The organism is Mycobacterium sp. B14F4 (assembly GCF_039871645.1).
Taxonomy (GTDB): Bacteria; Actinomycetota; Actinomycetes; order Mycobacteriales; family Mycobacteriaceae; genus Mycobacterium.
The window spans coordinates 58,078-69,985 of record NZ_JBDPMF010000006.1; the positions used below are offsets into that span (position 1 = coordinate 58,078).

Consider the following 11,908-nt stretch of genomic DNA (forward strand, 5'->3'; position numbering starts at 1 on the left):
TCCTTAGTTGTTCGAGGCTGTCAGTTCGGCGAGCAGCTCGCGGCGCAGCACCTTGCCGGTCGCGTTGGTCGGCAGCTCGTCCCGGAACACCACGCGGTCGGGGGTACGCGATCCGCGCAGATGGGCGCGGACGTGTTCGCGCAGTTCGTCGGGATCGGGTGAGGCGGATTCGGCGGGCACCACCACCGCGACGATGATCTGGCCCCACTGGGGGTCCTCCGGCCCGACGACTGCGCAGTCGCGCACCGCCGGATGCTCCACGAGCACGTCTTCGATCTCTGCAGGGGCGATGTTCTCCCCGCCGCGGATGATCGTGTCGTCGGAGCGGCCGCCGATGAACAGGTAGCCCTCCTCGTCTTGCATCGCGATGTCCTTGGTGGGGAACCAGCCGTCGGCGTCGAGCACCGAGCCGACCTCGGCGTAGCGCCCCGACACCTGGTCACCGCGAACGAACAGCTCACCGGTCTCGCACGGGCCGACCACCTCGCCGTCGTCGCCGCGGATCTGGACTTCGATGCCCGGAACCGGCTGACCGACCGAACCCAACCGCCGTGCGACCGCGTTCTCGGTGGTGTCCATCGCCGCGCGATGGTCGTCCGGAGTGAGCACCGCGATCGTCGAGCTGGTCTCGGTGAGGCCGTACGCGTTCACGAAGCCCACACCGGGTAACAGGTCAAGTGCCTTGCGCACCAGAGGAAGCGGCACCTTCGAGCCGCCGTAGGCGAGACTGCGCAGGGTCGGCAGCGACACGCGCTCCGACTCCAGCACCGTCACGATGCGGTCGAGCATCGTCGGAACCACGGTCGCGGACGTGACGCCCTCGTCGCGTACCAACCGGACCCACTCCCTGGCGTCGAACTGCGACAGATACACCATTTTTCGCCCGGCATACAGATTCGACAGCGCGGCGCTGACCCCTGCGATGTGATAGGGCGGCACGCAGATCAGCGCGGCGTCGTCGGGTTCGGCGGCGCCGAACTCGACCGTTCCGGTGACGTAACTGGTCAGATTGTTGTGCGTCAGCTCAACTGCTTTGGGTCGCGACGTGGTGCCCGACGTGAACAGCACGACGCCGACGTCATCGGGATCGGCGAACTCGGCGGCCGGTTCCGCGCTGCGGGCGGCGGTCACGAACTCATCCGAGCTGATCACCTGCTTCCCCGCGCCCTCGACGACCTCGCGATACTCGGCGTCGGCCACCACGAGCGGTTGGGGCAGTCGGTCGATGAGCTCACGAAGCCCGTCGCCGCTGAGCCGGTAGTTCAGCGGCGTGAACGGGACCCCGGCCCTTGCCGAGGAGAACAACAGCAGCGGCAGCATGGCACCACCCAGGCCGACGGAGGCGACATGGGAGGCGCCCGACGCCGCGATGACGCCGGCGCCTCCGTCGGCGAGCGCACTCAGTTCACTTGTGGTCAGCCGCATTTCACCGGAGACCACCGCGGTCCGGTCCGGATTGCTCGACGACGCCATCTCGAGCAGCAGTGAGATGCTCATGATCTGTCGACGAAGATATCAAGGATGGGGTCGTCCCCACCGCCATAGCGGGACAGGTCCGTGACGCCGGACTCGACCAGCAACTCGGAGTCGATGAAGCATTTGCCGTTCACGTCGGCCGCCGGCCGGGACAGGATCAGCGCCGCCGCGTCGCCCATGATCTGCGGGTCCCGCGACCTCTGCAGGCTCTCCTGGAAGCCGGGCGCGTTGGCGACCGCGGAGGTCGCGATGTAGGTCTGCGGCCACAGGCAGCAGAAGCCGATGTCGGCGTCGGCGTACTCGGCGGCCCAGCCCAGCGACAACAGTGTCATGCCGTATTTAGAGAGCGTGTAGACGGGGTGCGCGCCCAGCCAGTGCGGGTTCATGTTGAGCGGAGGTGCCAATGTGATCACGTGGGCGTTCGAGGATTTGCGCAGGTAAGGCAGCGCCGCCTTGGTCAACAGGAAGGTGCCGCGGACGTTGATGTCCATCATCAGGTCGAACTTCTTGGCCGCGAGTTGTTCGGTCGGTTCGGTGGCGATCGCGCTGGCGTTGTTGATGACGATGTCCACCCCGCCGAAGTTCTCGACCGCCGCGTCGACCGCGCGCTGCACGTCGTCCTCGTTGCGCACGTCGCCGACGACCGCGACGCCCTTGCCTCCGGCCTCCTGGACCTCGGCGACCGCGGTGTGCACGGTGCCCGGCAGTTTCGGGTGCGGTTCGGCCGTCTTGGCCAGCAGCACGACGTTGGCGCCGCGCCTGGCCGCGGCGAGTGCGATCGCCAAGCCGATACCGCGACTGCCGCCGGAGACGACGAGCGTGCGGTCAGTGAAGGTGGACATGGACCTCCTTAGGCGGGCGACCTGCGCCGTCCCTCGATGCTAGCGGACTCGGTGACCTGGTCGGTATTCACGTTCTCATTTTACGCAAGTGCCATAATCGCTGTGTACCGGGGCTTCGGGGGCCCGGAGTGTTCGCGCGCATGCCTGGCTCCGTGCACGTTTCCGGCACGCGGTATTGGCATTCTCATTTTTTGCAAGTACGTTATCCTTTGATGAGCGAGCCAGTAGAGACCCCGTCGGGGATCCCGCTCGAGCCCGTGTACGGACCGGGCGATCGGGCGGCGGACCCACCACCCCCCGGCACGTATCCGTTCACCCGCGGCAACTTCGCGTCGGGCTACCGGGGTAAGACGTGGACGTTCCGGCAGTACTCGGGGTTCGGTACGGCCGAGGAGTCCAACCGTCGCTACCGATACCTGCTCGACCAGGGCGGCACCGGATTGTCGGTGGCCCTGGACCTGCCCACGCAGTGCGGCTATGACTCCGACGATCCCGAGTACGGCGAGGAGGTCGGGCGCGTCGGCGTCGCCGTGGACACGCTCGCCGACGCCGAGATCCTCTTCGACGGCATCCCGCTGGACAGGATCAGCACCAGTTTCACGATCAACGGCACGGCCGCGATCCTGTTGGCGTTCTATGTGGCGGCCGCCGAGAAGAAGGGCGTGCCGCGGGACAAGCTCACCGGCACGATCCAGAACGACATCCTCAAGGAGTACGCCTCCCGCGGGACGTGGATCTGGCCACCCGAACCGTCGCTGAGGCTGATCGCCGACACCATCGAGTTCTGCGCCGCCGAGGTGCCGCGGTTCAACGCGATCTCCGTCGCCGGAGCGCACTTCCGCGACGCCGGCGCCAACGCCGTGCAGGAGATGGCGTTCACACTGGCCGACGGGGTGACCTACTGCGACACCGTCGTCGAGCGCGGGCGCATGACGATCGACAAGTTCGCGCCGCAGATCTCGTTCTTCTTCTACACCCACGGCGACTTCTTCGAGGAGATCGCCAAGTACCGTGCGGGGCGGCGGCGCTGGGCGACGATCGTGCGCGAGCGCTACGGGGCGTCGTCGGACAAGGCCTCGATGTTCCGGTTCGGATGCGTGGCGGGCGGCGCGTCGCTGTACGCACCGCAGGCGCAGAACAACCTCGTCCGTGTCGCCTACGAGGCGATGGCCGCGGTGCTCGGCGGGGTGCAGTCGATGTTCACCGCAGCGTGGGACGAACCGTTCGCCCTGCCCAGCGAGGAGTCCGCGACGCTGGCGCTGCGCACCCAGCAGATCCTGGCCTACGAGACCGGCGTGACGAAGGTCGCCGACCCGCTCGGGGGGTCCTATTTCGTCGAGGCCCTCACCGACGCCACCGAGCAGAAGATCATCGAGATCATGCACGACCTTGAGACGCACGGCGGCATGGTGCGCGCGATCGAGGACGGCTACCTGCAGGGCCTCATCGCCGACGAGGCGTTCAAGATCCACAACGAGATCGAGTCGGGCGAGCGGCCGGTCGTCGGCGTCAACAAGTTCGTCTCCGACGAGCCGGCGCCGGAGATCGCGACCTATGAACTCGACGCGGAGGGACGCGACCTTCAGCTCAAGCGGCTGTCCAAGGTCAAGGCCGAGCGTGACGACACCGCGGTCAAGGAGTCGCTGGCGGCGCTGGCCCGAGCGGCGGAAGGTGACGACAACCTGATGCACAAGCTGATCGACTGCGCGAACGCGTACTGCACTGTGGGAGAGATGGTCTCCGCGCTCAAGGCCGTGTGGGGCGAGTTCCAGCAGCCGGTGGTGTTCTGATGGCTGTTCGGGTTCTCGTCGCCAAGCCGGGGTTGGACGGCCATGACCGCGGCGCGAAGATCGTCGCGCGCACGTTGCGCGATGCCGGGTTCGAAGTCATCTACACCGGGATCCGCCGGCGCATCGAGGACATCGTGTCGATCGCGCTGCAGGAGGACGTTGCGCTGGTCGGACTGTCGATTCTCTCCGGTGCGCACGTCGCGCTGACCACCCGCACCGTCGAGGCGTTGCGTGCCGCCGACGCCGGTGACATCGCGGTGGTCGTGGGCGGCACCATCCCGCAGGGCGATGTGCCGAAGCTGCTGTCCGCGGGTGCCGCTGCGGTGTTTCCCACCGGCACACCGCTCGACACGCTGGTCGAGGAAGTACGCAAACTGACATCAGAGCGGGCGGGCGAAGCAGGGGCGGGCGTCTCGGGAAGGGCGGACTGACATGCGGCTCGGCGTGATGATCGGGGCCGAGCGCGGCGATATGGCCCGCAAGGTCAAGAAGCTCCTCGACGACATCGAGTGGGCCGAGGCCGCCGGGATGGACACCGCGTGGATGCCGCAGGTGCCCAACGACTTCGACTGTCTGACGATGGTCTCGTTGATGGGATCGCGAACCAGCCGCATCGAACTCGGCACGGCTGTCGTCCCGCTCCAGGCGCAGCATCCCATCGCGCTGGCCCGGCAGGCGCTGTCGGTGCACGCCGGCGCCGGGAACCGGCTCGCGCTCGGGGTCGGACCGTCGCACCACTGGATCGTGCGCGACATGCTGGGCCTGCCTTACGAGAAGCCGGCCGCCTACACGCGCGACTATCTCGAGGTGCTGAACAAGGCGTTGGCCGGCCCCGGTGACGTCGACGTGGAGAACGACACGTTCACCGTCCACAATCCGACCGTGCTGGGTGCCGACTCCCCGATGCCGGTGCTGGTGGCCGCGCTCGGGCCGGTCATGCTGCAGATCGCAGGCGAACTCGCCGATGGCACCGTGCTGTGGATGGCCGACGAACGGGCGATCGGCGACCACATCGCGCCCCGCATCACCAAGGCCGCAGACAATGCCGGGCGTCCCGCGCCGCGGATCGTCGCGGGCATCCCCGTGTGCCTGTGCGCGAACTCCGAGATCGACAAGGCCAAGGAGCGTGCGAATCGCATTCTGGCCGAAGCGGAGACGTCACCGAACTATCAGAAGCTGCTGGACCGCGGTGACGCCCGTGACGTCGGCGACCTGACCGCCGCCGGTGACGAGGAGGCGATCCTGCGGCGATTCCAGAAGTTCGCCGAGGCCGGTGTCACCGACCTTTCGGTCCGGCTGCTGCCGATCGGCGAGAACCGCGACGAGCTGGTCGCATCCAAATACCGGACGCGCGAGGTGATCTCGCAGCTGGCCGCCGAGTTGCGATGAGCGCTCGCGCGAAGAGCCGAGAGTCCCGATGATGCAGGGACCGCTCGCGGGCATCCGGATCATCGAGGTCGGCGTCATGCTGGCCGGCCCGTACGCGACGATGTTGCTCGCCGACCTCGGCGCCGAAGTCATCAAGATCGAACCGCCCGGTGGCGAGATCTCCCGCCAGGTGAGCGACAGCTATTTCGCCAGCCTGAACCGCAATAAGCAGAGCGTGGTGCTCGACCTGCGGTCGGACGCCGGACGGCAGCGTCTCGGCGAGCTGGTGGCGGATTCGCATGCGCTGCTGGTGAACATGAAGCCCTCGGCGATCAAGCGGCTGGGCCTGACCTACGAGGCGCTACGCCGGTACAACGAGCGGATCGTCTGCGTGGCCATGACCGGCTTCGGGCTCGACGGTGGCGACGACCCGGCCTTCGACTACGTCATCCAGGCCGCCACCGGCGTCGCCGCCATGACCGGTCACCCCGACGAGCCGCCCACCCTCCCGGGCTATTCGTCGGCCGACAACTCGACGGGCCTGGCCGCGGCGCTGGGACTGCTGGCCCAGATCGTCTCGGGGCGCGGCGGCCAGGTCGACGTGTCGTTGCGCGACGTGATGCTCTCTCAGTTGAACTACCGCGCGTCGGCGTACCTCAACGACGGTGCCGCGCCGCTGCGCTATCCGTATGGGGCGCACTCGTATTACGTTCCGGCGCAACTGTTCGCGACGGCGGACGGCTATCTCGCGCTGTTCATCACGCACGACGCGTTCTGGCGGGCGTTCGCCGCGGAGGCGAAGATCGACGGCTTCCCGACAATGGCCGAGCGCGCGGCCAACCGCGACGAGGTGCTGGAGGTGGTGGCGACCGCGTTGGCGACCGATACCGCGGCGGGGTGGGAGGCGCGGTTGCGGCCGCTCGGCATCCCGGTGGCCGCCGTGCGCACCCTGCCCGAGGCGCTGGAGGCCACGCCGGAGGTGATCGTCACCGCCGGTGACTTCCGGCTGGTCGGCAGCCCCATCAGGATCGCCGGCTACGAGCCCGAATACCGTCCGGCGCCAGGCATCGACGAGCACGGCGACCTCGCGGTCGAAGCGGGTCAGTCGTCGTAGGTGACGCTGATCGAATCGGTCTCCGGAATCGCCTGGCAGGTGAGGATGTATCCCTCTTCGATCTCGTCCTCCTCGAGCGCATCGTTGACGCGCATGGTGGCGCGACCCTCGATGAGCTTGCCCATGCAGGTGCCGCAGTTGCCGGCTTCACAGGAGAACGGCGGGGAGAGACCGGCGCGCCGGGCGCTTTCGAGAAGGGTCTCGTTGGCCTTCAGGGCCACCGACACCTTCTTGCGGTCGAGCACGATCGTGACCTGTCCGCCGCCGGCTTCGGCGGGTGGCTCAGGCATCGGATCCGCCGTCATCGACACCTCTCCTGGCGTATAAGATTCTATCGGAAAGAGAATATCATTCTCGATAAACGATACGCTATTCTCAATATTGTCAGGAATCGGCTGCCAGTGAGGACACGGGTGTGAGTGAGGCGGTGGCGCTCGCTTTCGAGGAGCGTGAGTACACACTGTCGCAGCTGGACGCCCTGACCAGTGGGATGGCCACGGCACTGGAGCATCGCGGGGTGCGACCGGGCGACCGTGTCGCGCTGATGTCCTCGAACCGCCCGGAGTTCGTCGTCGCGCTGCGGGCCGTCTGGAGCCTGGGCGCGTCAGCGGTACTGCTGAGCCCGGCGTGGAAGCGCGCCGAGGCCGAGCACGCGCTCGCACTGACGAAGCCGTCGCACGCCATCGGCGACCATCCGGTGCTCGCCGAGCTGATGCCCGTGCTGTCGCTCGACGAACCGATTGCACCGGGCAAGCGGGAGTTCGAAGCCCCCCGGCAGGACGCCGACGCGTTGTTCGTGTTCAGTTCCGGCACCACCGGTATGCCCAAAGCCGTACGCCACACCCACGCATCGTTCGCCGTCGCCGTGCGGCACTGGCGCGACGCGTTGCGGCTGTCCCCGGCCGACCGCATGCAGATCATGACGCCGCCGTCGCACATTCTCGGCCTGCTCAACATCATCATGGCGCTCGACACCGGAACGTGGATCCGGCTGCACCGCCGCTTCGACATCGAGCTGATGCTGCGACACATCGAAACCGATCGGATCACCGTTGAAATGGCCGTCGCCCCGATCGCTTTGGCGCTGGCCGCACATCCGGACCTGGAGTCCTACGACCTGTCGTCGCTGCGGTACATCATGTGGTGCGCGACGCCTGTCACGCAGAGCGTAGCCGAGGCCGTCACGGAGCGGACCGGCGTGATGTGGGTGACCGCGTACGGGGCCAGCGAGCTGCCGGTCATCGCCTGCAACGAGACCGACGGCCGGCATCTGGACACGGTGGGCCGGCCGGTCCCCGGGGTGAGCGTGCGGGTGGTGTCGTTGGACGACGGCTCTCCTGCGGGTCCAGGGGAGAGCGGCGAGATCCAGGTGCGCTCGGATTCGGTCATGGCGGGCTATCTTCCGCAGTCCGCCACCGCCGACGCGTTCGCCGACGGCTGGTATCGCACGGGTGACGTCGGCCAGATGGACGCCGACGGGTGGCTGCGCATCACCGACCGGTCCAAGGAGATGATCAAGGTGCGCGGGTTCCAGGTGGCGCCTGCGGAGATCGAGGCGGTGTTGCACGGACATGCGGCGGTCGACGACTGCGCGGTCTTCGGGGTGCCCGATCCGGCCAACGGCGAGGCGATCGTCGCCGCGGTCAAGACGAACACCGCGGTGGACCCCGAGGAATTGGTGTCGCTGGTAGGGGACCGGCTGGCCTCGTACAAGCGGCCGAGTCGGGTGGTCGTCGTACCCGAGATACCTCGGCTGCCATCGGGAAAGGTCTTGCGTCGAGTGTTGAAGGAGCGTCTGTGGACGTCCGTCTGACGAGTGAACAACAACAGTTGCGAGAGGCCGCGGCCAGCCTGGCCGACGACCTGGGTCCCGGCTCCGTCGCCGATCTCGACGACGCCAGTCGGGTGGCCCGCCTGGAGAAGGCCGTCGACGCGACGGGCTTCCGGACGCTGCGCTCCGACGAAGCGTCGGGTGTGGAAGTGGCCATCGTGGCCGAGGAATTCGCGCGCGGCCTGGTCGATGTCCCGTTCATCGGGCCGGTACTGGCGGACGACCTGCAGCGGCGCTGCGGCCGGGAGATCGCTCTCGGCGCGGGGTTCGAATCCGTCGATCTGACGAGGAGCCTTGCCGGAGTGGTGGAATCGCCCGCCGAACTCTCCGAGTTGTCGCAGGAGGACGCCGGGCGCTGGCGCGCGCTGGCGTTGACGGTCACGTGCGCCGATATGGTCGGATCGGCGCGTGGCGCCCAGGCTCTGGCGGTCGACTACGCCAAGGTCCGCGAGCAGTACGGGGCGTCGATCGGGTCCTATCAGGCGGTCGGTCACCTGCTCGCCGAGAGCCTCGCACTGATCGAGGGTGCAGTGAGTGTGTCACGACATGCGGCATGGGCCGTCGACGAACTAACCGCCGCTGAGGCGCTGGAGGCCGCGCGGGTGGCCAAGATCTACTGTGCGCGAAGCGCACTGACGGTCTGCGAGACGTCGATCCAGGTGCACGGCGGCATAGGCAACACCTGGGAATGCCTGGCGCATGTCCACCTGCGCCGGGTGCTGGCCGCTACCGAGGCGTGGCCCGTGAAGCTGGAGGAGCTTTCCATTGGACTTTCGTGATTCGCCGGATGAGGCCGCGTTCCGGGACCGGTTGCGCGCCTGGCTGACCGAGCAGAAGGGCAAGTTCCCCACGTCGGGTGACGAGTACTGGGCGGCTCAGGGTGCCTGGCATCAGGCGCTCTACGCGGCCGGCTTCTTCGGCACATCCTGGCCGAAAGAGTATGGCGGGCAGGATCTGCCGCCGGTGTACGACGTCATCGTCGACGAGGAGATCGCCAAGGCCGGTGCGCCGGCGAGGCCCAGCCTGGGTTATCTCGTCGTCGGGCTATCCCATCACGGCAGCGAGGAGCTGCGGCAGCGGTTCCTCCCGGGGATGATCAACGGAACCGAGCGGTGGTGTCAGGGCTTCTCCGAACCCGGGGCGGGCTCGGACCTCGCGTCGCTCACCACGACCGCGGTTCAGTGCGGCGATGACCCCAACTGTTACGTCATCCACGGACACAAGATCTGGACCAGCTACTCCGACGTCGCCGACTGGTGTCTGCTGCTGGCGCGCACCGACAAGAACGTGCCCAAGCACAAGGGCATCTCGGCTTTCATCGTGCCGATGCATCAGGACGGCATCGAGCAGCGACCGCTGAAGATGATCAGCGGCGTGACCAAGGAGTTCGGGCAGGTTCTGTTCGACGGGGCGCGGGTGTCCGCCGACAACATGGTCGGTGCGCCCGGCGAGGGCTGGAAGCTGGCGATGACGGTCGTCGGTCATGAGCGCGAGCCGTCGACGCTGGGCTTCTCCGCCCGCTACGGAAAGCTGGTGCGGCAGTTGGCTTCTCGTGTCGACGGCCCGGCACCCGAGGAGCTGTCCTGGGCGTGGGTGCAGACCGAGATGCTGCGGCTGCATGTGCGCAGGCGGCTCTCGGAGCAACTCGACGGGTTGACGCACGGGCCGCAGGGCTCGTTGGACAAGCTGCTGATGACCTGGGTCGAGCAGTCCGTCGGCCACGCCGCGCTGGCGACCGTCGGTACCAGCGACCCCGAGCTGTTCGGCGCCTACATGTACAGCCGCGCACAGAGCGTCATGGGCGGCACCTCGCAGATTCAGAAGAACATCATCGCGCAGCGGATCCTCGGACTCGGCGACCGATGAGCGCCTGCGCGAAGAGCAGAAGGAACTGAAATGTACGGAATGCCAGATGAAATCGACGTCAAGGCCGATGGCGCACTGCGCATCATCACGCTGAACCGGCCCGATGACCTCAACGCGGTGAACGACAACCTCCACGTCGGGCTCGCCAAGATCTGGGAGGAACTCAACGAGGACGCCGGCGCCCGCGCCGCAGTCATCACGGGCGCGGGTCGGGCGTTCTCGGCGGGCGGCGACTTCAACTACCTCGACGAGCTGCGCAGCGACGAAGCCCTGCGGCAGAAGACGATCAAGCACGGTCGCGACCTCGTGATCGGCATGGTGCGCTGCCGTATTCCGGTGGTTGCCGCGGTGAACGGCCCGGCGGTCGGGCTGGGCTGCAGCCTGGCGGCGTTGTCCGACGTCGTCTACATGGCTGAGAACGCGTTCTTCGCCGACCCGCACGTGTCCATCGGGCTCGTTGCGGCCGACGGCGGCCCGCTGGTCTGGGGTTCACAGATCAGCCTGCTGCAGGCCAAGGAGTTCGCCCTCACGGGTGTGCGGATCAAGGCTCAGCGTGCCGTCGAACTCGGCCTGGCCAACCATGTGGTCGAGGATCCGCTCACCGAGGCGATCGCGTGCGCGAAGAAGCTCATCGAGCTTCCGCAGCAGGCCGTCGAGGCCACCAAGCGGCTGATGAACATTCAGTTGGAGAAGTCGGTGATGGCGTCGCTCGACTACGCCAACCTTGCCGAGTACGTGTCGTTCGGCACCCCCGACTTCAACAAGATCGTCGACGGCCTGGTCGCCAAGAACAGGTAACCGCCCCTACTTCCGCGAATGACCGTGTCTGTACGCCGACGCGCCGCTGAAGGTGTGCATTCTGCGGTCGCTCGCGGTGCCTAGAGCGTCAGCGACTCGCTGCGCTGGACGGTGCCCGTCACGCCGGCGGCCGTCTGCTGAGCCAGGCGGACGGCGGCGTTGGCCATCGCTTCGGGCGGTTCGACCATCTCCGGCGGGATCGTCATTCCTCCGCCGCCCGCCTGCCAGCCCTCGGTCAGCACCACGCGCGACGGGCTCAGGCAGTTCACCGCGATGTTGTCGCCTCTGAGATCGGCAGCCAGGCCGAGGTACAACCGCTCGACGGCGGCCTTCGACACCCAGTAGGCGTTGGCCCCTTGCTCGATCATCTCCACGCCGGTTGTGGTGATCGCGATCAACGATCCGCCGCCGCGCGCCCGTACATGCGGAATGACCGCCTTCGTCACCAGGAACACCCCGGTGAGATTGACGTTCAGGCACAGCTGCCAGCGCTTCAGCGGCGTCGACTCGATCGGCCCCAGCCACAACACGCCCGCGTTCGCGATCAGGATGTCGATACCGCCGAGCTCGGCAACCGTTGTGGCGACGGCCCTTTCGACGGACTCCTCGCTGGTGACGTCGCACGGCACGGCCAGCGCGCGACCGCCCGCGGCGACGATGCCGTCGGCAACAGAGCCGATGGTTCCCGGGACCTTGCCCTCCCGCTCCGAGCGTGCCGCCACCGCGACGGCGGCGCCTTGCGCGGCGAGCGCGGCCGCGACCGTCGCACCGATGCCCCGGCTGGCGCCGGCGACGAACGCGACCTTGCCCGACAGGCTCACTT

General features: G+C 67.6%; 12 protein-coding genes. 8 read left to right on the forward strand and 4 right to left on the reverse strand.

The genetic code is table 11. The annotated features are described in order from the left end of the window. Positions 1–3: 3 nt before the first annotated feature. Both ABGB19_RS17710 and ABGB19_RS17715 read right to left on the reverse strand, forming a co-directional pair. Entirely contained in the window at positions 4–1,497 is a 1,494-nt protein-coding gene (locus ABGB19_RS17710; protein ID WP_347687286.1) for a fatty acid--CoA ligase family protein, read from the reverse strand. After that, complete coding sequence (locus ABGB19_RS17715) at positions 1,494–2,318, reverse strand: NAD(P)-dependent oxidoreductase (protein WP_347687287.1); 825 nt, start codon at positions 2,316–2,318, stop codon at positions 1,494–1,496. The genes ABGB19_RS17710 and ABGB19_RS17715 overlap by 4 nt, the downstream gene beginning before the upstream one ends. Positions 2,319–2,530: 212 nt before the next feature. Between ABGB19_RS17715 and ABGB19_RS17720 the strand changes: the two genes are divergently transcribed. From ABGB19_RS17720 to ABGB19_RS17735, 4 genes are read left to right on the forward strand one after another with little or no spacing between them, the layout of a single operon-like run. After that, positions 2,531–4,108: a methylmalonyl-CoA mutase family protein gene (locus ABGB19_RS17720; protein ID WP_347687288.1), complete on the forward strand. Its 1,578-nt coding sequence runs from the start codon at positions 2,531–2,533 to the stop codon at positions 4,106–4,108. Next, the gene (locus ABGB19_RS17725; protein ID WP_347687289.1) at positions 4,108–4,539 is read left to right on the forward strand and encodes a cobalamin B12-binding domain-containing protein; all 432 of its coding nucleotides are present in this window, start codon (positions 4,108–4,110) and stop codon (positions 4,537–4,539) included. The genes ABGB19_RS17720 and ABGB19_RS17725 overlap by 1 nt, the downstream gene beginning before the upstream one ends. 1 nt (position 4,540) lies before the next feature. After that, positions 4,541–5,497, forward strand: coding sequence for an LLM class F420-dependent oxidoreductase (locus ABGB19_RS17730; RefSeq protein ID WP_347687290.1), 957 nt, complete (start codon positions 4,541–4,543; stop codon positions 5,495–5,497). 28 nt (positions 5,498–5,525) lie between these two features. Then, entirely contained in the window at positions 5,526–6,590 is a 1,065-nt protein-coding gene (locus tag ABGB19_RS17735; protein WP_347687291.1) for a CoA transferase, read from the forward strand. On the opposite strand, the gene ABGB19_RS17740 is transcribed toward ABGB19_RS17735, so the two are convergent. Further along, positions 6,578–6,895 carry a 2Fe-2S iron-sulfur cluster-binding protein gene (locus tag ABGB19_RS17740; protein WP_347687292.1) on the reverse strand — a complete coding sequence of 106 codons (318 nt, stop codon included), beginning with the start codon at positions 6,893–6,895 and terminating at the stop codon, positions 6,578–6,580. The genes ABGB19_RS17735 and ABGB19_RS17740 overlap by 13 nt on opposite strands. Before the next feature lie 110 nt (positions 6,896–7,005). On the opposite strand from ABGB19_RS17740, the gene ABGB19_RS17745 reads away from it, so the two are divergent. From ABGB19_RS17745 to ABGB19_RS17760, 4 genes are read left to right on the forward strand one after another with little or no spacing between them, the layout of a single operon-like run. Further along, positions 7,006–8,403: an AMP-binding protein gene (locus ABGB19_RS17745; protein WP_347687293.1), complete on the forward strand. Its 1,398-nt coding sequence runs from the start codon at positions 7,006–7,008 to the stop codon at positions 8,401–8,403. Further along, positions 8,388–9,200 (forward strand): acyl-CoA dehydrogenase family protein, encoded by an 813-nt coding sequence (locus tag ABGB19_RS17750; RefSeq protein ID WP_347687294.1) that lies wholly within the window; start codon positions 8,388–8,390, stop codon positions 9,198–9,200. The genes ABGB19_RS17745 and ABGB19_RS17750 overlap by 16 nt, the downstream gene beginning before the upstream one ends. Continuing rightward, entirely contained in the window at positions 9,187–10,287 is a 1,101-nt protein-coding gene (locus tag ABGB19_RS17755) for an acyl-CoA dehydrogenase family protein (protein ID WP_347687295.1), read from the forward strand. The genes ABGB19_RS17750 and ABGB19_RS17755 overlap by 14 nt, the downstream gene beginning before the upstream one ends. 30 nt (positions 10,288–10,317) lie before the next feature. Continuing rightward, positions 10,318–11,085: an enoyl-CoA hydratase/isomerase family protein gene (locus tag ABGB19_RS17760; protein WP_347687296.1), complete on the forward strand. Its 768-nt coding sequence runs from the start codon at positions 10,318–10,320 to the stop codon at positions 11,083–11,085. A gap of 80 nt (positions 11,086–11,165) precedes the next feature. On the opposite strand, the gene ABGB19_RS17765 is transcribed toward ABGB19_RS17760, so the two are convergent. Beyond that, complete coding sequence (locus ABGB19_RS17765; protein WP_347687297.1) at positions 11,166–11,906, reverse strand: SDR family NAD(P)-dependent oxidoreductase; 741 nt, start codon at positions 11,904–11,906, stop codon at positions 11,166–11,168. Positions 11,907–11,908 lie beyond the last annotated feature (2 nt).

Coding starts and splice junctions, on each gene's coding strand:
- ABGB19_RS17710 (WP_347687286.1), bottom strand. CDS start 1,497: ATGAGCATCTCACTGCTGCTCGAGATGGCGTCGTCGAGCAATCCGGAC.
- ABGB19_RS17715 (WP_347687287.1), bottom strand. CDS start 2,318: ATGTCCACCTTCACTGACCGCACGCTCGTCGTCTCCGGCGGCAGTCGC.
- ABGB19_RS17720 (WP_347687288.1), top strand. CDS start 2,531: ATGAGCGAGCCAGTAGAGACCCCGTCGGGGATCCCGCTCGAGCCCGTG.
- ABGB19_RS17725 (WP_347687289.1), top strand. CDS start 4,108: ATGGCTGTTCGGGTTCTCGTCGCCAAGCCGGGGTTGGACGGCCATGAC.
- ABGB19_RS17730 (WP_347687290.1), top strand. CDS start 4,541: ATGCGGCTCGGCGTGATGATCGGGGCCGAGCGCGGCGATATGGCCCGC.
- ABGB19_RS17735 (WP_347687291.1), top strand. CDS start 5,526: ATGATGCAGGGACCGCTCGCGGGCATCCGGATCATCGAGGTCGGCGTC.
- ABGB19_RS17740 (WP_347687292.1), bottom strand. CDS start 6,895: ATGACGGCGGATCCGATGCCTGAGCCACCCGCCGAAGCCGGCGGCGGA.
- ABGB19_RS17760 (WP_347687296.1), top strand. CDS start 10,318: ATGTACGGAATGCCAGATGAAATCGACGTCAAGGCCGATGGCGCACTG.